Consider the following 21224-nt stretch of genomic DNA (forward strand, 5'->3'; position numbering starts at 1 on the left):
GGTGAGAGTGTAGGGGGCGCCTGCTGGCACCCGAGGTAGAGGGGGCACACAGTAAATTTACTTCAAAAAACATAGCTGCTACCGCTTGTTGAATAAGCGGTTTTGGCGGTTTTGCTTGGATTTTTATGTGTAGATACCACAGCCAGGGCCGGGCGGGGATAGGCGGTATTACATAGGGCTTACACCTTGTACGGACTACTACCTAGGAGAAAGCACCGGTAGGTAATTGCGTGGCATCAACTTAAAGTCCGCTCCAGCACAAACATTCATGCTGGTTGTGGCCGCCTCATAAACGACTGACCAGCCATCCACGGAGCATCCAAGGCGCAATGAGCGACGTCATTCTTGAAACCACCCACCTGACCAAGGAGTTCAAAGGCTTCACAGCGGTCAGTGATGTCAACCTGGCCGTGCGCCGGGGGTCCATCCACGCCCTGATCGGGCCGAACGGGGCCGGTAAGACCACATGCTTCAATCTGCTCACCAAGTTTCTGGTGCCGACCTCGGGCGTTATCCGTTTTAACGGGCAGGACATCACGCAGGAGCAGCCTGCACAGATTGCCCGCCGTGGTGTGATCCGTTCGTTCCAGATCTCTGCCGTGTTTCCACACCTCACCCTGTTGGAAAACGTTCGCTTGGGCCTGCAACGCAAGCTGGGTACGTCTTTTCATTTCTGGCGCAGCGAGCGCACCCTGCGCCAGCTGGACGACCGTGCCATGCAGTTGCTCACCGAAGTGGGCCTTGAAGACCTGGCCGACGAAGTCACTGTCAATCTCCCCTACGGACGCAAGCGCGCCCTGGAGATTGCCACCACGCTGTCGATGGAACCCGAGCTGATGCTGCTCGACGAGCCCACGCAGGGCATGGGCCACGAAGACGTGGACCGTGTCACCCAGCTGATCAAGAAAGTCTCTGCTGGTCGCACCATCCTGATGGTGGAACACAACATGAAGGTGGTCTCCACCATTGCCGACTGCATCACGGTGCTGCAGCGTGGCGCCGTTCTGGCCGAAGGGCCTTATGCCGAAGTTTCAAACAACCCGCAAGTGATGGAAGCCTACATGGGCACGACCGACGGCCAATTGCAGGGGGCGCACTGACATGGCTACCGCTGCTTCGAATACTCCCGCTCTCGAAATCCGCAACCTGGAAGCCTGGTACGGTGAATCGCATGTGCTGCATGGTGTGAACATCGCCGTGCAACCCGGCGAAGTGGTGACGCTGCTGGGGCGCAATGGCGCAGGCCGTACCTCCACCATGCGCGCCATCATGGGATTGACGGGTTCTCGCAAAGGCTCCATCAAGATCAACGGCGTGGAAACCGTGGGCATGGCCACGCACCGCATTGCGCACCTGGGCGTGGGCTACTGCCCTGAAGAGCGCGGCATTTTCTCCAGCCTGTCGTGCGAAGAAAACCTGCTGCTGCCGCCAGCCCTCAAGACAGGTTCTGCGGGCATGTCGGTGGAAGAAATCTATGACATGTTCCCCAACCTGGCCGAGCGCAAGAACAGCCAGGGTACCCGCCTGTCGGGCGGCGAGCAGCAGATGCTGGCCGTGGCCCGCATCCTGCGCACCGGCGCCAAGCTGCTGCTGCTCGATGAAATTTCCGAGGGCCTGGCCCCGGTCATCGTTCAGGCACTCGCACGGATGATCACCATGCTGCGCAAAAAGGGCTACACCGTCGTGATGGTGGAGCAGAACTTCCGCTTTGCAGCCCCCTTGGCCGATCGTTTTTATGTCATGGAGCACGGCTGCATCGTCGAGAGTTTTGGCTCTGGCGAACTGCAGGAAAAAATGCCGGTGCTCAACCAGTTGCTGGGCGTCTGACGCGCTTTTTCCGCACTATTTTCCCCCACCCTCCCTTTACTTCAGGAGACAAGCATGAAAAACAAACTAACCGTCCTCACCGTGATGCTGGGCGCCGCAGGCCTGGTCGCGCCCGTTGCGCACGCTCAAGACAAAGTCAAGATCGGTTTCATCACCGACATGTCCAGCCTGTATGCCGACGTGGAAGGTAAGAACGGCGCTCTGGCCATCCAGATGGCCATCGATGACTTCGGTGGAAAGGTTCTGGGCAAGCCCGTGGAACTGATCAGCGCTGACCACCAGAACAAGGCGGACATCGCTGCTTCCAAAGCACGCGAGTGGATCGATACCGAAGGCGTGACCATGCTGTTCGGCGGCACCAATTCGGGTACCGCTCTGGCAGCTGCCAAGGTGGCCGCCGAGAAGAAGCGCGTGTATGTCAACAGCGGCGCCGGTTCTTCGGCACTGACGAACGAACAGTGCACACCCTACACCGTGCATTACGCCTATGACACCGTGGCGCTGGCACGCGGTACCGGTTCGGCCATTGTGGATGCCGGCGGCAAAAGCTGGTTCTTCCTGACTGCCGACTATGCCTTTGGCCAAGCACTGGAAAGCGACACCGCTGCGGCTGTCAAAGCCAAGGGCGGCACGGTCGCCGGTTCGGTGCGCCACCCGCTCAACGCATCTGACTTCTCCTCGTTCCTGCTGCAGGCGCAAAACTCCAAGGCACAAATCCTGGGCCTGGCCAACGCCGGTGGCGACACCATCAATGCCATCAAGGCAGCCAAGGAGTTCGGCATCGACAAGACCATGAAGATGGCCGGTCTGCTGCTGTTCATCACCGACATCCACAGCCTGGGCCTGCGCAACACAGCGGGCCTGCAGTTCACCAGCAGCTGGTACTGGGACCTGAACGACGACACGCGCAAGTTTGCCAACCGTTTCTTCGAGAAGACCAAGCGCATGCCTACGTCGATCCAGGCCGCTGATTACTCTGCGACCACCAACTACCTCAAGGCCGTCGAAGCAGCCAAGAGCACGGATGCTGACAAGGTCATGACCGCATGGCGCGGCATGAAGATGAACGACTTCTACGCTTCGGGCGTTCTGCGTCCAGACGGTCGTTACGTGCACGACATGTATCTGCTCGAAGTGAAGAAGCCTGCTGAGTCCACCAAGCCTTGGGATTACTTCAAGGTGGTCAAGAAAATTCCTGGCGAGCAGATCTTCACCACCAAAGCCGAGAGCAAGTGCGCTCTCTGGAAGTAACTGACTCCTGTCCCGTATATGTGCTGTGGGCGTTGCTGGCCAAGCCAAGCAACGCCTTCGCATGCATGCGGGACCACTGACCAAAGCTCCAGCCCCTGATTTGCCCACTGACCTCTGCTAACCCATTCCCATGGAAATTTTTGGTGTCTCCCTGCCAGCCATGCTGAGCCAGCTCCTTTTGGGGTTGGTCAATGGCTCGTTTTACGCAATTCTCAGCCTGGGGTTGGCCGTGATTTTCGGCCTGCTCAACGTCATCAACTTCGCGCACGGTGCGCTGTTCATGATGGGGGCCGTGACCACCTGGATGGCCATGAATTACCTGGGCATCAACTACTGGCTGATGCTGGTGCTGGCGCCCTTGGTGGTGGGAATTTTCGGTGTGTTGATCGAGCGCCTGCTGCTGCGCTGGATCTACAAGCTCGACCACCTCTATGGCCTGCTGCTGACGCTGGGGCTGACGCTGGTGATCGAGGGCGTGTACCGCTCCGTCTATGGCGTTTCGGGCCTGGGCTACGACACGCCCGAGCTGCTGCAAGGCGCCACCAACCTGGGTTTCATGATTTTGCCCAACTACCGTGCCTGGGTCGTCGTGGCTTCGGTCGTGGTGTGCATCGCCACCTGGTTCGTGATTGAAAAGACCAAGCTGGGCGCCTACCTGCGCGCTGGCACTGAAAACCCGCGCCTGGTTGAAGCTTTTGGTGTCAACGTGCCCGTGATGATCACGCTCACCTATGCCTTTGGCGCCGCACTGGCGGCCTTTGCCGGGGTGCTGGCGGCTCCGATCTACCAGGTTTCGCCCCTGATGGGGCAGAACCTCATCATCGTGGTGTTTGCCGTGGTGGTGATTGGCGGCATGGGCTCCATCATGGGCTCCATCCTGACGGGTTTGGGCCTGGGCATTATTGAAGGTTTCACCAAAGTGTTTTACCCCGAGGCGTCCTCCACCGTGGTGTTTGTCATCATGGTCATCGTTCTCCTGATCCGCCCCGCCGGCCTGTTCGGCAAAGAGAAATAAGGGGCAGCACACATGAACTCCAAGAAAATCTCCGCCATTGGCTACGGCCTGCTGCTGGCCGGCCTGCTGCTGGCCCCGATGCTGGGTGCCTACCCGGTGTTTGTGATGAAGCTGATGTGCTTCGCACTGTTTGCCGCTGCTTTCAACCTGCTGCTGGGCTATACCGGCATGCTGTCTTTCGGTCATGCAGCCTTCCTGGGTGGCGCAGCCTACGTGGCGGGCCAGTCAATGAAAGTATGGGGCTTTACGCCTGAAGTCGGCCTGCTGCTGGGCACCCTCAGTGGCGGCTTTTTGGGCCTGATCGTCGGCTTCTTTGCCATTCGCCGCGAAGGCATCTACTCGACGATGATTACGCTGGCGCTGGCGCAGATGCTGTTCTTCGTCTGCTTGCAAGCCCCTTTCACCGGTGGTGAGGACGGCCTGCAGGGCGTACCACGCGGCAAGCTGCTGGGCCTGATCGACCTGAAAGACGATCTGGTGATGTACTACGTTGCCCTGACCGTGGTTGTGGCAGGTTTCCTGGTCATTGTGCGCACGGTGCATTCGCCCTATGGCCAGGTGCTCAAGGCCATCAAGGAAAACGAACAGCGGGCCATCTCGCTGGGCTATGACACCAACCGTTTCAAGCTGCTGGCCTTCGTGCTGTCTGCGGCCCTGTCGGGCCTGGCCGGTTCGCTCAAGACGCTGGTCCTGGGTTTTGCAACACTCAGCGATGCCCATTGGACCGCTTCTGGCCACGTGGTGCTGATGACCCTGGTCGGCGGTCTGGGAACGCTCTCAGGCCCTCTGGTCGGGTCTGCGGTCGTGGTGCTGCTGGAGAACAAGATCGGTGATTTGGGCGACATGCTGGCCCGCGTGTCTGGCATCGAATGGTTCCATACGCTGGGCGAGTCGGTCACCATCGTTACCGGCCTGATCTTCGTGGTATGCGTGCTGGCATTCCGCCGCGGCATCATGGGCGAGATCATCGCCTGGATGGACCGTCGCCGTGCCGGGAGCGCGGCCAAATAAGGTATTGACCTTGGGCGGCCCTCTCGGGCCGCCACTTGCATCGCATACAGCCGCTGCAGCCTTTACAGGCGCAGCGGCTTTTTGTATCCCGTCATTTCCAGGTACCCCCGGCCCACGGTTTGCCCGGTGCTGGCCTGCAGCTCTGACAGGCCTTCCCAGTAAATGGCGCCGGTAGATCCGCTGCTGTCCAGCTCCTGGTCGTCCAGCACCGCGTTCACCTGGAAACGCCCCGCCGGGGTGTGCACCTGCCACTGCACCGGGTAGCGCGCGCCGCTGTGCGGGCTGGTCCAAAAGCGCTGGGCCGTGAAGACCACAGCATCGGCACCAAACACCTGCACCGCCTGGCCGGGTGTGCGAAACGAACCGCCCGCCCACAGTGCAGAGCCATCGGCGCGCCGCAGGCGAAAGGCGGTGAGTGCGCTGCCATCGTCCAGGTTCATGCCGATCCAATCCCAGCCCACGGCCTCGGGGTGCATCAGGGCTTCGCTCCATTCGTGGTCCAGCCAGGCGCGGGCCTGGGCCGTGTCGATAGCCATGCGCTGGCCCTGCAGCACGATGCTGCCGCGCACGGCCAGTTGCGGCTGGCTGTAGTAGTAGCTGGCTTGTGCCGCCTCGGGGCCTTTGCGGGACAGCCCTGCCTGGCCTTGCGCCAGCGTGGGCTGGGTGGTGTCGCACTGCAGGTCCAGGCCAAAGCTACCGCTTTCGACACGGGCGGTGTAGCGGCTGCCCGCAGCGCCGCCTTCAGCGTGGTCGCTGCGTGCCAATGACCAGTGGTGCAGGCGCACCGCAGTGTCGGCCTCGCTGGCCTGCGCCACGCCAAAACCGGCGCGGGCGATGCGCTGGTCGTGGTGCAGGCGCTGGCCTTGCACATCGGTCAGGGCGGCATGGGCAAACAGCAGTTGCCGGGCAGCAAAGGCCGAGCGCAGCTGCTGCGTGCTGTCCACGCGCGAGCGGAAAAAAGTCACCTGAAAGCCCCACAGGCGCCCAGCCGCCTGCGCATGGCCTGTGATGTACCACCATTCGGTGCGTAAATCGGGATGGCTGCCGTGATCGCGAGGAAACTGCAGCGGCCGTGCGGGCAGCGCCGGTGCCGCCGCAGGCCACAGCCCCAGCGCGCCCGCACCCAGGTGCAGCGCCAGCCACTGGCGGCGGGTGGATCCGGGTGCGCGTGGCGCCAGCATGGTGGTCTTAGGCCAGCAGGGCGTCCACCTTCTGGCGCGCGTCCGTGCAGTCGCCCAACTGGCGCTGTACCCAGTCGGCATCGAAATAGGTGGGCAGGTAGCGCTCGCCCGCATCGCACAGCAGCGAAAGCACTGAGCCTTGCTCACCGCGCGCGCGCATCTCGCATGCCAGTGCCAGCATGGCCACAAAGTTGGTACCCGTGGACGGCCCCACGCGCCGCCCCAGCAGCTGCGACAGCGCGCGCATCGCCGCCACCGACTCCACATCGGGCACCTCGACCATGCGGTCCACCAGCGTGCGGATAAAGCTCGGCTCCACGCGCGGGCGGCCAATGCCCTCGATACGCGAACCCGGCGCCGTGAGCGTGGCGTCACCCGTGCGGTGGTACGCGCTGAACACCGAGCCCGCCGGGTCGGCCACGCACACCTGCGTGGCGTGGCGCTGGTAGCGCACATAGCGGCCGATGGTGGCGCTGGTGCCGCCCGTGCCCGCGCCCACCACGATCCAGCGCGGGACAGGGTGCCGCTCGCGCTGCATCTGCGTGAACATGCTCTCGGCAATGTTGTTGTTGCCGCGCCAGTCGGTGGCGCGCTCGGCGTAGGTGAACTGGTCCATGTAGTGGCCGCCGGTCTCCGCCGCGATGGCACGCGCCGCGTCGTACACCGCGCCCGCGCTGTCCACGAAATGGCAGCGCCCGCCATGGAACTCGATCTGCGCCACCTTCTCGGGCGAGGTGCTGCGCGGCATCACCGCCACGAAGGGCAGGCCCAGCAGGCGCGCAAAGTAAGCCTCGCTCACTGCCGTGGAGCCGCTCGACGCCTCGACGATGGTCGAGTCCTCGCGCACCCAGCCATTGCACAGCGCGTAAAGAAACAGCGAGCGCGCCAGCCGGTGCTTGAGGCTGCCCGTGGGGTGGGTGGATTCGTCCTTGAGGTACAGGTCGATTCCGCTGTGCTCAAAGGCGGGCAGGCGCAAGGGGATCAGGTGGGTGTCGGCGCTGCGCTGGTAATCGGCCTCGATGCGGGCGATGGCTTCGTGGAGCCAGGGGGTGGGGGATGTCATGGGGGGGGATTGTCGGCCAGAACCACGCGGTTGTCGGCGGCTGCTGACGGCCAAGAGCCGCCGCTGACGGTAACAAGAAGCAGGCACTCAACGTTTGACATGAGGGGCGGTATGACGGTGCAGTCGGCAATTCATCCCCCCGATGGAAGGGCTAGGTCTCGCCCTGATGCACTGCTCTGGTGTAACCTCAACCATGGAGATAGATGCCGAGTTCGTGGGTCATTTGTGAACTCAGCGCCTGGGGAAAAACTAGGTCCCTTTTGGGATTTGTTCCATAGAAAAACCCAATGAATGGATCTTCTTGTGCAACCTGTTGAACACGCTCAACCGGAGGGCCATCTCGGCGTTTGCTTGCCTTGATGAAAAGCGCCGAGCCAGAGACGATCTGTATGAGACCAACTCCGTTCTTTTCGGCGAACTCGATCGCTCCAGATTGAAAAGGTGCGGTTGCGACAAGTATGGCCTTATGCGCCCCGACAGACCTCTTCTTGTCATTGAGTATCTGAACCAGTTCTCGCTTGATTGGATGAGAGTACTTTTTGCATTCGACAACCACCTGAACCGTCGCCCCGCCGAAGATTCGAAACTTTGCAGTCACGTCAAATGTGAACTCTCCATCCTGGCCCTGCATCGGCTGAAGATGCGAGGCAGAAAAGTCGGTCAGCCCGTCCGCACCAGCTTCGAGCCACTCCTTGACGAGCAACTCGAACTCCCTCGGTGTGATGGATTCAACAAGAGGAAATTCGCTCATGCCGCCCTCCGAGGCCCAACGAATGAAAGGGACTTCCCCATCCCGATTGATCCGCGCAATTGCGAAGTACGGCATCCGGTGCCACGATGGGAAGTGCGAACTCTCATCAACTCACTAGTTTGTTGTAAGGGAAATTCCATGTCTGTCATTGTCACTATTGGCATCAATCTGGCAAAGAACGTCTTTGTCGTTCATGGCGTTGATGCCACACGCAAGCCCGTGCTGGCGCGTCAGCTTGGGCAATGATGGGCCGCTGTGCGGTGCGGTGGCGTCTGTCTGCTCAGGGTCGATCGCTGCCATAGGTGGTCGAAGAATATGTAGCTGAGCAGACAAAGGCGCCACTGGTAGCTGACGTGGGTGCCTGCGCGTTGCACCCTACCAATCTTCCTTCACCGCCAACACCGCATCCCGCCCCGCAGCCGCCCGTCCAGCCACCCAGGCCGTCACCGTGCCCGCCAGCACCACGGCGGCGCACAGTGCCAGCAGGCGCTCCACCGGTACCCGCAAATCCATCGTCCAGTGAAAGCTCTGCGGGTTGACCACATGCACCAGCACCACCGACACGGCCAGCCCCAGCAGCAGGCCGGCGGCGGCGCCCACGCCGGTCCAGGCGGCGCCTTCGCCAGCGACCACGGCCAGAATCTGGCGGCGCGTGAGGCCCAGGTGGGCGAGCAGGCCGAATTCCTTGCGCCGCGCCAGCACCTGCGCGCTGAAGCTGGCCGCCACGCCAAACAGCCCGATGCCGATGGCCACGGCCTGCAGCCAGTAGGTGACGGCGAAGCTGCGGTCGAAGATGTGCAGCGAGCGCGCGCGGATGGCGCTGGCGGAGACAAACTCCAGCCGGGGTGCGTCGCCCGCCGCCGCCTCGCGCGGCAGCAGCGCCTCGATGGCCTGGCGCAGCGCGGCCGGGTCTGTGCCCGCCTGGGGCCACAGCGCCAGGTCGCTGGGGCGCGCGTCGCCCGTCAGGCGCTCGTAGTCGGCCTGGTCCATCGCCACGGCACCGGCCTGGCGCGCATAGTCACGCCAAACGCCAGCTATGAAAAAAAGAGCTGATGGCGCTTGTCCCGATTGCCCTGGAGCATTAAAAGACTGTGAAAGTGCAGGCCAGCCCATGCCGGGCCGCAGGCCGTACAGGTCCACCACCGCCTCGCTGATGTAGATGCCGATGTGCCCCGGCGGCACGGGCAGGGCGGCATCCACCAGTGGCAGGCGCCGGGCCGGGTCGTTGCCCAGCGGGCGGGCCAGCAGCGTGAGGGCGGGGCGTGCCGCGTCCAGCTGCAGCGGACTGGCGCGCAGGGGCTCCACCTGCGCCACACCGGGCAGGCGGGCTACGTCGCGGGCCAGCGTGGCGGGCAGCAAAGCCGCATCGCCCCCTGCGGCGTACAGCGCCGAGCGCAGGTACAGCGGCGCAGGCAGCACGGCATCCAGCCATTGCAGCACCGAGCCGCGAAAGCTCGCCACCATCACCGTCAGCGCCACGGCCAGGCTCAGGCTGGCCACCACGCCGCCAATGGCGATGGCTGCGGCGCCGCGCATGCGGCGCGCGCGCTCCAGCGCTAGCAGCGGCAGCAGCCGCCGCACGGCCAGGGGCCGTAGAGCGCGCAGCAGCCCGGCCACGGCCCAGGGCAGCAGTGCCATGCCGCCCACCAGCAGCAAGCCCACCGACACATAGGCCGCCAGAGGTATGCCAAAAATGGGTGGAGCAACCGCCAATAAAGCGCCAGCAGCTATTAAAAAGATACCAATCCAGCCACGCCCGGCCCGGCTGCCCAGCGTGCCCAGGCCCTTGAGCGTCTGTGCGGGGGGCAGGGCCTGTGCGCTGCGTGCTGGCCACCAGCCCCCGGCCAGCGCTGCCGCCACGCCCAGGGTGCCGTACAGCAGCGCCGCCGTGCCGCTCCAGCGCAGTGGCGGCTCCACCCCTGCGAAGTAGCCGCCGCCCAGGTCGCCGCCCAGCAGGCGCAGCGCGGCGGCGGCCAGCAGCGTGCCCAGCGCGATACCGGTGGCGCTGCCCGCCAGCCCGAGCAGGCCCGCCTCGGCCAGCACCAGGCCCAGCCGCTGGCGCGGCGTGGCGCCCAGCACGGCCAGCAGCGCAAACTGGGGTGCGCGCTGGGCCACGCTCAGCGCCAGCACCGAAAACACCAGAAAGGCCCCGGTGAACAGCGCCACCAGCGCCAGCACCGTGAGGTTGACGCGGTAGGCGCGCGAGAGGTTGCTGATGCGCTCGGCCGCGTCGCCGGGTTCGGTCAGCAGGGTGTTGTCGGGCCAGTCGGGCTGCTGGCGCAGGGCCAGTGCAAACGCCTGCTGGTCAGTGCCAGGGCGCAGTTGCAGGTCGATGCGGCTGAGTTGCCCTGCGCGGCCGAACAGGTCTTGCGCTGCGCCAATGTCCATCACCGCCAGGGGCACGCCCGCCGCAGCCACCGTGCCTGCCACCGTGACTGGCAGGCGTTGCTGGCCCGCCAGCAGCGTGAGGGTGACCTGGGTGTCCGTACCCTGTGCAGGCAGCCCCAGTGCCTGCAGCGCAGCGCTGTTCAGAAACACCGTGGCCGGGGAAAAAATGGCCAGGCGGTCGGCGTCGCTGCCGGGGCGCGGCATGAGCGCGGGGGCCATGGCGGGCAGCAGCAGGGCGTCGGCCCCCAGCACGCGCAGGGGCACGCGTTCGGCCGGGTGGGCGCCGTCAGCCGCTGCCAGCACCGTCAGCTCCAGCAGCGGGCTGGCGCGTGCCACATCGGGGTGCGTGGCCAGGCGGCCGTAGAGCGCCTCGTCCAACGGGCCCTGCATGGCGCGCACTTCCAGGTCGGGCTGGCCGTTGACCGTGCGCACGGCCTGTGCAAATTCATCCAGCGCCGAGGTGTTGATGAGCTGCACCGCAAATGCCAGGGCTACGCCCAGCATCACGGCCGTCACCGCTGCCGCGCTGCGCCAGGGGTGGCGCAGCAGGTCTTGCCACGAGAAGGTGCGAAGCAGTGCCAGCATGGCCCGCATTGTGCGCGGGCGTGCACAAGCCCTTGAAGTTTTGCCGCCAGCACTTATCTGAAATACAGGGCTGGCGCTCCGTGGCTGGCCCGGTTTCAACACCCATTTCACAGGAGCCAAAACCATGAACTCTCTCGTATCGCGTGGCAGTTTGTTCGACGATTTCTTCAAGGACATCGCGCCCGGTTTCTATGTGCGGCCGCTGCATGGCGACAACCTGCCTGCGCCGTCGCAGATCAAGGTGGATGTGAAGGAAACCGATGGCGGCTACACCGTGCAGGCCGAGGTGCCGGGCGTGCCCAAGGAGGATATCCACGTCTCCATCGACGGCAACGTGGTGAGCCTGCGCGCCGAGGTGCGCCAGCTGGACCAGCAGACCGAGGGTGAGAAGGTGCTGCGCTCGGAGCGCTACTTCGGCTCGGTGGCGCGCAGCTTTCAGCTGCCCGCCGACATCGACGCCGGCCAGGCCAAAGCCAAGTACGACAACGGTGTGCTGACCTTGAACCTGCCCAAGAAGCTGAGCAATGCCGCCCAGCGCCTCAACATCGAATAAGCCGTTAGTCGATGCCGTCGCTGCGCAGGCGCAGCACCCGGTCGGCCCGGGCCGCGGCGGCGTCCGAGTGGGTGACCAGCACCAGCGAGGCGCCATGTGTGCGTGTTTGGGCGACCAGCAGTTCCATCACGCGCGCTGCGGTGCCGGGGTCGAGGTTGCCCGTGGGCTCATCGGCCAGCAGCAGGGTGGGGCGGTGCACCAGCGCTCGGGCAATGGCCACGCGCTGCAGTTGTCCGCCGCTCAGTTGCTGCGGCAGCCGCTCGCCCAGTCCGTCCAGGCCCACGGCACACAGCATGGCCGCTACGCGGGAGGGGTCGTGCTGCTCCAGCAGCATCAGCGGCAACGCCACGTTCTGCGCCACGTCCAGGTGCGGCAGCACGTGGAAGGCCTGGAACACAAAGCCCACGTTCGCACGGCGCCACAAGGCGCGCTGCGTGTCGTCGAGCGTGCCCAGGTCGGTATGGCCTTGTACGATGCGCCCGGCGTCCCAGTGGTCCAGCCCGGCCATGCAGTTGAGCAAGGTGGACTTGCCCACGCCCGAGTCCCCCACGATGGCGACAAACTCACCCGGCTGCACGCGCAGGTGCACTCCCTCAAACACCGTTGCATCGCCATAGCGCTTGGCCAGGCCATCCACGACCAGCGCGTTCATGGTGCGGGGCCGTTCAGCCGCTGCAGTACGGCCTGTATGAGTTTTTCCACGGCACCGGGTTGATCGCAAGCGATTGCGTGGCGCCGGGGCATGCTGCGCAGCCAGGTGATCTGGCGTTTGGCCAGTTGGCGCGTGGCGGCAATGCCGCGCTCGCGCAATGCAGCCAGGTTCAGCGGGGTGCCTGCGGGTTGCGAAGTCTGCCGGTCGAGTTCTTCCCACGCTTGGCGGTAACCCACGCAGCGCATTGCGGGCAGATCAGGGTGCAGGTCGCCGCGCGCACGCAGTTGCCGCACTTCGTCCACAAACCCGGCGGCCAGCATGGCGTCAAAGCGCTGCGCGATGCGCTCGTGCAGCCAGGCGCGGTTCTCGGGTTCTAAAGAAAAAAGGGCTCCAGCGCTCATGGGGCTTGCGCTGGTAGCTCCTTTTTTTGCAGTGTGAAAGCTCGATAGCGGGCGACCAGATACCTGCCATACCTCCAATGCGCGCTGAATGCGCTGGCTGTCGCCGGGGGCCAGCCGGGTGGCGGTGGCCGGGTCCACCAGGGCCAGCTCGGCGTGCAGTGCGGGCCAACCCTGCTCGACGGCCTGGGCTTCCAGGCGCGCGCGCACGGTGGGGTCGGCGGCGGGCATGTCGTCAATGCCGTCGAACAACGCCTTGAAGTACAGCATGGTGCCGCCCACCAGCAGCGGCAGCGCGCCGCGTGCGCGGATCTCGCCCACCAACCGCGTAGCATCCTGCACGAATTCGGCGGCGCTGTAGGCGTGTAGCGGGTCGCGGATGTCGATCAGGTGGTGCGGCACGAAGGCGCGCTCTTCCAGCGTGGGCTTGGCCGTGCCGATGTCCATACCCCGGTACACCAGGGCCGAATCCACGCTGATGATCTCCACCGGCATGCGCCGTCCCAGCACAGCGGCCAGCGCCAGCGCACCAGCGGTCTTGCCCGAGGCGGTGGGCCCGGCCAGGGCAATGAAAGGCAGGTGCTCAGGCGTGCTCACGCGGTTCCCCAAATTTTTGTACCAACGTCCAGGCAATAGCGGCGAGCAGCACCGACCAGAACAGCACGCCGTGCACCAGCGGCCAGACCGTGCCGTTGAGGTGCGTGCCCACCCAGCCTCCAATGGCAAAGGCTGCCAGCATCATCATGAAGCCATTGAGCGCCGAGGCTACGCCCGCCGCCTGCGGAAACGGCCCCACCGCACCCGTCTGCCCGCAGGGCTGGTGGATACCGTGGCCCAGCATGAACAGATAAAAAGGCAGCAGCAGCGCCCAGGGCTGGTGCCAGCCCATGGCGGCGACCAGGGCCATCAGCGAGCCACCGCTCAGGCTCAGCACCCCGGCCAGCGCTACGGTACGCCGCAGGCCGTGGCGTACCAGCAGATAACGGCAGACAAAGGTTCCCACAAAGTAAGCCAGTGCCGTGGACAGCAGCACCCAGCCGTACTGCGTGCGCGTCAAACCCAATACCTCGATGAATACGAACGAGGATGCCGCCAAAAAGGTAAACAGCCCGCCATAGGCCGCCGTGGTGAGCAACGAAAAAGCCCAGAACGTGGGGTGGCGCAGCACCAGGGCCCAGGTGCGCAGCAGCGTGCCGGGCTGCAGGGCGCGTGGATTGCGCTGCACCAGCGTTTCGGGCATGCGCAGCGCCACCAGGGCGAGCGTGCCCAGGGCGTAAGCGGTCAGCGCCATCAGCGCCGCACGCCAACCCAGCCACTCGGTCAGCAGACCGCCCAGTGGCGCGCACAGGCAGGCTACCAGGCCCAGCCCCGTCAGTGCCTTGGACATGGCGCGTGCCCCGGCCAGCGGGGTATATAAATCGCGCACGATGGCGCGGGCACACATGACCACCGCACCCATGGCGGCGCCCTGGGCGGTGCGCCAGGCGATCAACAGGGCCATGGAAGGCGCCAGGGCGCTGCCCAGGGAGGCCAAGACATAAATGAACAGCCCGGCCAGCAATACCGGGCGCCGGCCAAAGCGGTCCGCCAGCGGCCCCCACACCAGTTGCGAGCAGCCAAAGGCCAGCAGCAGCGCACTGAGGGTGAGCTGCCCCGCTGCCACGGGTGCGCCCAGGGCGCGCGTGAGCGCGGGTAGTGCGGGCAGGTAGAGGTCGGTGGTGACGGGCTGGATGCTCAGCAGCAGAGCCAGCACCACCACGGCCAGCCCCGGCGGCACAGGCGTGGCGCCGACGGATGCCACCGGTGCTGCAAGGGGAGAAGAAGACATGTTTTCGAGCGTACCAGACGACGGGCCTGTCGCTGCTCTGCGCGTCCGCGGCGATAGCGCCTGGCACCAGTATATGGGGCAAGATTATCTATTTAATATATTCTGAATATGGACATCGATACTCGAGTGTGTTATGGTGTGTCTCGTTGATTTGATCAGCGATCCCTTTTCTTGCTTCGTTTGCAAGCATTTGCGGCATTTTCCTGTGCGGAGAATGCGCGCTTCTGGTTATTTTCCTTCAATATTCACTGGCCGTATCCATTCGCTCTCATCGGGTGCTATGCGTGCTATTCCCTTTGGAGTATCCCTCGACGATGCAGCAAGTTCTTGATCTCTCTTTTGCCGGTAACGATGTACTGGCCTGGGCACGTGCCGCGCTATGGATTCTGGGCGCCGTCGCCCTGATGAAATTTTTGTTGCCGGTGGTCATTCGGCGCATTTCCCGGTGGGCGGTTGGCACCACGACGCACCTTGACGACGCCGTGGTCAAAGCCCTGGGTGCTGTGCGCTGGTGGATGGTGGCGCTGGTGGCGTTGTACCCGGCCAGCCATGAACTGGCGCTGCGCGCTGCGACGACGCGCTGGCTCTCCAGCTTGGCTACAGTGGCCTTCTTTTTGCAGCTGGCGCTGTGCGCCAGTGCCTTCATCAGCGCCTGGTTCATCAACCTGCGGCAGGACTCGTTGGAGAAGGATCCGTCCACCACCAGCGCACTGTCCATTCTGAATTTTGTCAGCCGAGTGGTGGTGTGGGCTATTTTGCTGCTGCTGTTGCTGGACAACCTGGGCTTTGATGTCAATGCGCTGGTGGCCGGTTTGGGTATTGGTGGTATTGCCATTGGTCTGGCATTACAGAATATCTTGGGTGATTTGTTTGCCAGCCTGAGTATCGTGCTTGACAAGCCTTTCCAGGTGGGTGATTTCGTGGTGATCGATGATTTCAGCGGCACGGTCGAGAATATCGGCCTCAAAACCACGCGCCTGCGCAGCCTGAGTGGCGAAGTGCTGGTGTTCTCCAACGGGGATTTGACCAAGTCGCGTCTGCGCAATTACAAGTTGATGAAAGAGCGGCGCATTCCGTTCACCTTTGGCCTCACCTTCGACGCCACGCCGGAGCAGATCGAGCAGGTGCCGGGCGCCATCCAGAAGGTGATTGGTGCGCAAACACAGGCCCGGTTCGACCGTGCCCACTTCACCGGCTTTGGGGGCTCCAGCCTTGATTTTGAAGTGGTGTACTGGATGCTCACGCCCGACTACACCGCCTACCGTGATGTGCAGCAGGCCATCAACCTGGGAATGATGCGCGCATTTGCCGCCATCGGCGTCGAGTTCGCATTCCCGGTGCGCACGCTGGTTGTCGGCAAGCAGAGCCCGCTGGCCGTGTCACTGGCTCAAACCTCTGGTGCTCAGGCAGCCGCTCACGGCGTATCGCCTGGCGCTTAGTCGCCAGGGTCACGGGCCTTGCGGCCGTGGCCTTTTCACACTTTTTGTCTGGCAGGCATTTCAAGCGGCAGCGGCTTTGCCAGCTGCCCGCTACGCTGCCGGACTTCGCCCACCCTTCACCAAAGGAGCGCCCATGCACCCAACCATCCTCGCCACCGACCTCGATGGCACTTTTCTGGGCGGTAATGCCCACGAGCGTGCCGCGCTCTACGACTGGATTGGCCAGCGGCGCGATGAGATCGTGTTGATCTACGTGACTGGGCGCAGCCTGACCACCATGCGCGATGTGCTCGATGGGTTGCCGCTGCAACCCGACCACATCATTTCCGACGTGGGCACGGCCGTGTATGCCGGAGCCGCCCGCACGCCGCTGCCCGCGCTGGAGCGCTGGCTGGACGAGGGCTGGCCGCAGCACACCCCGGCAGTGGTGCGCAGCATTCTGGCGCGCCACCCGCACCTGCAAGAGCAGCCCGTGGTGGAAGGGCGGCGCGTGTCCTGCTTCTATTCCGATGTAGAGCTCGCCAGCGCAGCGCGCACCGAGCTGGTGGCAGAGGGTTATGACGTGCTGTTGTCGGCCGAGCGTTATTTTGATGTGCTGCCGCGCGGCGTGCAAAAAGGTCCCACGCTGCTGCGCACCCTCGATGCGCTGAACCTGTCGCCCGAGCGCACCTTGGTGGCGGGCGACACCCTGAACGATCTCTCGCTGTTCCAGACCGGCTTGCAAGGGGTCATCGTCGCCAACCGTGAACCGCTGCTGGCCGAGGCCGCAGCAGGCCTGCCCAACGTGCACTGGAGCGCAAAAGAGGGCGCTGCCGGCGTGCTTGACGCTTTGCAGCGCATCCACTGAAAGAAAGGACACGCATGAACACGCTCGCCTCCCAAGATCTCAAGAACGAACTCGTTGTCGTTTACCACCGCCAGCCCTACGAGGAGGTGGTGGAAGACGGCAAGACGGTGATGCGCGAGCCGCGCAGCCCCAACGGCATCATTCCAGCCATCAAGGGTTTTTTCAGCCACGTCGACAAGGCTGTGTGGGTCGCCTGGAAGAAAAAGCCAACGACCGGCAAGGCGCAGGATTTTGAGCGCCGTATCACGGTGAGCGACAGCTACGGCAACTACGATGTGGTGCGCCTGCCGCTGGAGGCCGCCAAGATTCACCAGTTCTACCATGTGACCTCGAAAGAGGCGCTCTGGCCGGTGATCCACACCTTCCCCTGGCTGTATTCCACCGAGAACATCCACTGGGCCGATTTCCGCGAGGTGAACCGCCGCTTTGCCGAGGCAGCGTGCGCCGAGGCCGAGCACGGCGCTGTGGTCTGGGTGCACGACTACAACCTGTGGCTGGTGCCGGGCTTTATCCGCGCGATGCGGCCCGACCTGAAGATTGCGTTCTTTCATCACACGCAGTTCCCGGGGCCTGATGCCTTCAATATCCTGCCCTGGCGCGACGAAATCATCAACAGCCTGCTGTGCTGCGACCTGGTGGGCTTTCACGTGCCGCGTTTTGCACAGAACTTCTGCGCCGTGGTCGAGAGCCTGCGCAGCAGCGTGGTGCGGCACGAGGCGCCTGTCAGCTTGCCGATCATTCAGCGCGCCTGCGCCTTGTCCGAGCCGCGCGTCACGGTGCAGCTCGATGTGCAAGGGCGCAGCATCGTCATCGATACCTGCCCCATTGGTACGGCGCCCGCGCTCATCGCCAAGGCGGTGAACTCGCCCGAAGGCAAGGCGCGCACCGAGCGCATCCGTAAAGACATGAACACCGAAACGCTGATCGTCTCGGTGAGTCGTGTGGACTATGCCAAGGGCGGGCGCCAGCAGCTTGAAGCCTTTGAGCGCCTGCTCAAGCGCCGCCCCGACCTGCACGGGCGGGTGAAGTTGCTGCTGGTCACGGTGGCGGCCGCTGAAGGCATGGAGATCTACCGCGCTGAGCAGCAAAAAATAGAGCAACTGGTGGGCCGCATCAACGGCCACTTTGGCACGCTGCACTGGCTGCCCATCCACCTCTCGACCACGCCGCTCGCGTTCGAGGAAGTGGTGTGTGCCTACCGCGCCGCCGACATTGCCTGGATCACACCGCTGCGCGACGGCCTGAACCTGGTGGCCAAGGAATTCGTGGCGGCCAAGCAGGGCGAGGCGGGTGTGCTGGTGCTGTCCGAGTTTTCGGGTGCTGCCATGGAGCTGGAAGACGCCGTCCTGGTCAACCCCTTCAGCCGCAGTTCGCTGGACGACACGCTGGATGAAGCCCTGGCCATGGGCGAGGGCGAACAGCGCGAGCGTATGGGTCGCATGCTGGCGCAGGTGCAGCGTTATGACATTGGCTACTGGACGCGCCATGTCCTCGGGCGTTTTTCGGCGCTGTCCGAAACGCCTGTGCATCCCCTGGTGGCGGAGGAGCCCAAAGCGGCATAAAAAAGGGACCCGAGGGTCCCTTTCGCTGGAGGTATTAGCCGCCGCTCAGAGAACGCCCTGCGCCATCATGGCATCGGCCACCTTGACGAAGCCGGCCACGTTGGCGCCGTCGATGTAGCTCACCGAGCCATCAGCGCGCGTGCCGTGCTTGAGACAGGCGGCGTGGATACCTTGCATGATCATCAAGAGGCGGTTGTCCACCTCTTCGGCCGTCCAGTTCAGGCGCATGGCGTTCTGGCTCATTTCCAGACCCGAGGTGGCGACGCCACCGGCGTTGCTGGCCTTGCCCGGTGCGTACAGCACGCCAGCGGCTTCGAACGCCCGGGCGGCCTCGTTGGTCGAAGGCATGTTGGCGCCTTCGGCCACGCACAGCACGCCGTTCTTGATGAGGGTGGCGGCGTCTTTGTCATCCAGCTCGTTTTGCGTGGCGCAGGGCAGGGCCACATCCACCGGCACGTGCCATGGGGTCTTGCCGGCTTCAAACTTCACACCGGTGCGCTGGGCGTAGTCGCTCACGCGGCCATAGAGGTGGTTCTTCACCTCCATCAATTCGGCCAGCTTGGCGGTGGTGAAGCCGTCTTCATCGACGATGGTGCCGCTTGAATCGGATACCGTGACCACCTTGGCGCCCAGGGCCATGGCTTTTTCGACCGCGTACTGGGCCACGTTGCCCGAGCCCGATACCGAGACGCGCAGGCCATCGAACGACTTGCCGCGGGTCTTGAGCATTTCATCAGCGAAATACACGGTGCCATAGCCGGTCGCTTCGGGGCGGATCAGCGAACCGCCAAAAGACAGGCCTTTGCCCGTGAACACGCAGTCGGCACGGTTGCTGAGCTTTTTGTACATGCCTGCAATAAAGCCCACTTCGCGGCCGCCCACGCCGATGTCGCCCGCAGGCACGTCGGTGTCGGCGCCGATATGGCGGAACAGTTCGCTCGCAAACGCCTGGCAGAAGCGCATGACTTCGGCCGGGCTCTTGCCCTTGGGGTCAAAGTCAGAGCCCCCCTTGCCGCCGCCCATGGGCAGCGTGGTCAGTGCGTTCTTGAAGGTCTGTTCGAACGCCAGGAATTTGAGCACCGAGAGATTGACCGAGGGGTGAAAGCGCAGGCCGCCCTTGTAAGGGCCAATGGCCATGCTGTGCTGGATGCGGTAGCCGCGGTTGACCTGCACAGTGCCGTGGTCGTCCATCCAGGACACGCGGAACATGATGACGCGCTCAGGCTCCACCAGCCGCTCAAGCAGGCTGTGTTCAGCGTAACGGGGATTCTTTTGAATGAAGGGCCAGAGGCTTTCCATCACTTCGGTGACGGCCTGGAGAAACTCAGGTTGACCGGGGTTGCGCTGTGCTACTTGCTCGAGGAAGCTGCCTACGGACTCGTACTTCATATTCAGAGGACCTTTTGGATGGAAAAGCGGGCAATGCGGCACCGCAACATCAGCATTATGCCAAAAGATCATGACGGCATGCGCCAAAACTATGCGTTGAATCAAATTTGGTGCATCAGCGCCCGAAATCGGTGCGAATCCTGTCTTTCATGGTGCGTTTCAGGCCTTCATGCCCCTGTCTCATTCCATGTCTAAACCATCCGTGTCGTTGTTGCTTCGCCTTGCCGTGCTACAGCACTGATCGTAGGCTTCGCGCCTGGACACGAATGATTTGGAAACAGAATCAGGGGCCCGCACAGTGCAAAGCCTGAACCATTCCAAGCGCAGAAAAACATGCACACACACTTTGCGGCAACTGGTTTGCTGGCCTTGGTTTTTGTACTGGGCTGTCAGCCTGCGCGCCATACTGCTTTGGGCTGATCGCGACCCGCAATTCAACGGCCAGATCCAGATTCCGACCTTCGTGGAGGTGCTGGCCCGGTACTGCTGCGCCACCAAGGCATCGCCCGTTATCGTGCAGTCGTTTGAAGTGGCCCAGCGGAAGAGCCTGTGCAGCAAGACACAGGTGCGCCTGGGCGTCGATAAAAACCCGCACAGGCGGGTTTTTGGGGGGTGGAGAAGCTGCTTTAGCGGCCCCGTAAAAACAGTGCGTCCAGCTCCCGCATGCTGAGCTGCCGCCACGTCGGCCGCCCATGGTTGCACTGGTCCGACCGTTCAGTGGTTTCCATCTGTCTCAGCAGGGCATTCATCTCGTCGATGGTGAGTTTGCGGTTGGCCCGCACGGCGCCGTGGCAGGCCATGGTGCCGAGAATTTCGTTCTGCGCGCGCTGCACCACGGTGCTGGCGTCGTGCGTGCTGAGTTCAGCCAGCACGCTGCGCGTCAGCTCCACGGCATCGCCTTGGGCCAGCGTGGTGGGCACGGCGCGCACGGCCAGGGTTTTGGGCGAAAACGGCACCACCTCCAGGCCCAGCAAGGCCAGGGTCTCGTGGCAGGTTTCGGCGGTGGCTACCTCTTCGGGGGTGGCGGCAAAGGTGGCCGGGATCAGCAGGGGTTGGCTGGCAATGCGGGCACTGCTGTCGATCTGGGCCTTGAGGCGCTCATAGACGATGCGTTCGTGCGCGGCGTGCATGTCCACCAGCACCAGACCCTGGGTGTTTTCGGCCAGGATGTAGACGCCGTGCAACTGCGCCAGCGCCCGGCCCAGGGGCCAGGGGGTGTCGTTGGCGGTGCCGGGCTGGGCCAGAACGGACACGGCGGCGTTGGAGGGCTGGCCGCTTTCTGCCATGGCGGCTTGCAGCGGGGGAGTCCAGGCCTGCGCTGGTAGGGCCGTGGGCAGGCCCAAGGGCTGATCGGTGGGGTTGGGCGCTGTGCCCCACAAGGCGCCCAGGTCAGAAACCTTGTGGCCTACTTTTTCATCAAATTTGCTTGATTAGCAAGAAGTCTCAGGCTGTCTAAGTTGCGAGATAGCGATAGGTGGTGTGAG

Annotated in this window: 16 protein-coding genes and 2 pseudogenes; 9 read left to right on the plus strand and 9 right to left on the minus strand. The window is 63.7% G+C overall.

What is annotated here, in order from left to right:
• The first annotated feature begins 329 nt into the window (after positions 1-329).
• The 5 genes from ACYVOC_RS01140 (at position 330) to ACYVOC_RS01160 (ending at position 5104) form a co-directional block, all read left to right on the plus strand.
• The gene (locus ACYVOC_RS01140) at positions 330-1100 is read left to right on the plus strand and encodes an ABC transporter ATP-binding protein (protein WP_116004204.1); all 771 of its coding nucleotides are present in this window, start codon (positions 330-332) and stop codon (positions 1098-1100) included.
• A 1-nt stretch (position 1101) separates the two neighbouring features.
• Positions 1102-1827 carry an ABC transporter ATP-binding protein gene (locus ACYVOC_RS01145; protein WP_116004203.1) on the plus strand — a complete coding sequence of 242 codons (726 nt, stop codon included), beginning with the start codon at positions 1102-1104 and terminating at the stop codon, positions 1825-1827.
• Between the two features lie 54 nt (positions 1828-1881).
• Positions 1882-3078 carry an ABC transporter substrate-binding protein gene (locus tag ACYVOC_RS01150; protein WP_116004202.1) on the plus strand — a complete coding sequence of 399 codons (1197 nt, stop codon included), beginning with the start codon at positions 1882-1884 and terminating at the stop codon, positions 3076-3078.
• Positions 3079-3208: 130 nt separating this feature from the next.
• On the plus strand, positions 3209-4093 hold the full coding sequence (locus tag ACYVOC_RS01155) for a branched-chain amino acid ABC transporter permease (RefSeq protein ID WP_116004201.1): 885 nt from the start codon (positions 3209-3211) through the stop codon (positions 4091-4093).
• 12 nt (positions 4094-4105) lie between these two features.
• Positions 4106-5104: a branched-chain amino acid ABC transporter permease gene (locus ACYVOC_RS01160; RefSeq protein ID WP_116004200.1), complete on the plus strand. Its 999-nt coding sequence runs from the start codon at positions 4106-4108 to the stop codon at positions 5102-5104.
• Positions 5105-5166: 62 nt separating this feature from the next.
• Here ACYVOC_RS01160 and ACYVOC_RS01165 read toward each other — a convergent pair whose 3' ends face one another.
• The 4 genes from ACYVOC_RS01165 to ACYVOC_RS01180 all read right to left on the minus strand — a co-directional run bounded on the left by ACYVOC_RS01165 (position 5167) and on the right by ACYVOC_RS01180 (position 11081).
• Positions 5167-6285, minus strand: a complete 1119-nt coding sequence (locus ACYVOC_RS01165) for a lipocalin-like domain-containing protein (protein WP_461160592.1) — start codon at positions 6283-6285, stop codon at positions 5167-5169.
• Positions 6286-6292: 7 nt separating this feature from the next.
• Positions 6293-7348 (minus strand): PLP-dependent cysteine synthase family protein, encoded by a 1056-nt coding sequence (locus ACYVOC_RS01170; RefSeq protein WP_461160593.1) that lies wholly within the window; start codon positions 7346-7348, stop codon positions 6293-6295.
• Between the two features lie 187 nt (positions 7349-7535).
• On the minus strand, positions 7536-8099 hold the full coding sequence (locus ACYVOC_RS01175; RefSeq protein ID WP_461160594.1) for a restriction endonuclease: 564 nt from the start codon (positions 8097-8099) through the stop codon (positions 7536-7538).
• Positions 8100-8474: 375 nt separating this feature from the next.
• On the minus strand, positions 8475-11081 hold the full coding sequence (locus ACYVOC_RS01180; RefSeq protein WP_461160595.1) for an FtsX-like permease family protein: 2607 nt from the start codon (positions 11079-11081) through the stop codon (positions 8475-8477).
• Between the two features lie 115 nt (positions 11082-11196).
• Here ACYVOC_RS01180 and ACYVOC_RS01185 point away from each other — a divergent pair, with 115 nt between their 5' ends.
• On the plus strand, positions 11197-11625 hold the full coding sequence (locus tag ACYVOC_RS01185) for an Hsp20/alpha crystallin family protein (RefSeq protein WP_116004195.1): 429 nt from the start codon (positions 11197-11199) through the stop codon (positions 11623-11625).
• A gap of 4 nt (positions 11626-11629) precedes the next feature.
• On the opposite strand, the gene ACYVOC_RS01190 is transcribed toward ACYVOC_RS01185, so the two are convergent.
• The 3 genes from ACYVOC_RS01190 to ACYVOC_RS01200 are packed head-to-tail and all read right to left on the minus strand — an operon-like array spanning position 11630 to position 14503.
• The gene (locus tag ACYVOC_RS01190) at positions 11630-12277 is read right to left on the minus strand and encodes an ABC transporter ATP-binding protein (protein ID WP_461160596.1); all 648 of its coding nucleotides are present in this window, start codon (positions 12275-12277) and stop codon (positions 11630-11632) included.
• Complete coding sequence (gene miaA / locus ACYVOC_RS01195) at positions 12274-13272, minus strand: tRNA (adenosine(37)-N6)-dimethylallyltransferase MiaA (RefSeq protein WP_461160597.1); 999 nt, start codon at positions 13270-13272, stop codon at positions 12274-12276. The genes ACYVOC_RS01190 and miaA overlap by 4 nt, the downstream gene beginning before the upstream one ends.
• Positions 13259-14503 (minus strand): multidrug effflux MFS transporter, encoded by a 1245-nt coding sequence (locus ACYVOC_RS01200; RefSeq protein WP_461160598.1) that lies wholly within the window; start codon positions 14501-14503, stop codon positions 13259-13261. Before ACYVOC_RS01200 ends, miaA begins: the two co-directional genes overlap by 14 nt.
• A gap of 515 nt (positions 14504-15018) precedes the next feature.
• Between ACYVOC_RS01200 and ACYVOC_RS01205 the strand changes: the two are divergent.
• The 3 genes and pseudogenes from ACYVOC_RS01205 to ggpS form a co-directional block, all read left to right on the plus strand.
• Positions 15019-15771, plus strand: a pseudogene (locus ACYVOC_RS01205) (mechanosensitive ion channel family protein); the annotation flags it as partial.
• 304 nt (positions 15772-16075) lie between these two features.
• A complete protein-coding gene (locus ACYVOC_RS01210) occupies positions 16076-16789 on the plus strand; it encodes an HAD family hydrolase (RefSeq protein WP_461160599.1) in 714 nt (237 codons plus the stop codon).
• A gap of 14 nt (positions 16790-16803) precedes the next feature.
• On the plus strand, positions 16804-18351 hold the full coding sequence (gene ggpS, locus ACYVOC_RS01215; protein WP_461160600.1) for a glucosylglycerol-phosphate synthase: 1548 nt from the start codon (positions 16804-16806) through the stop codon (positions 18349-18351).
• Positions 18352-18396: 45 nt separating this feature from the next.
• On the opposite strand, the gene gdhA is transcribed toward ggpS, so the two are convergent.
• Positions 18397-19740 (minus strand): NADP-specific glutamate dehydrogenase, encoded by a 1344-nt coding sequence (gene gdhA, locus ACYVOC_RS01220; protein WP_116004189.1) that lies wholly within the window; start codon positions 19738-19740, stop codon positions 18397-18399.
• 626 nt (positions 19741-20366) lie between these two features.
• Positions 20367-21161 (minus strand): annotated as a pseudogene (locus tag ACYVOC_RS01225) (DNA mismatch repair MutL family protein); the annotation flags it as partial.
• Positions 21162-21224: the final 63 nt, after the last annotated feature.

The organism is Simplicispira piscis, from assembly GCF_054783455.1.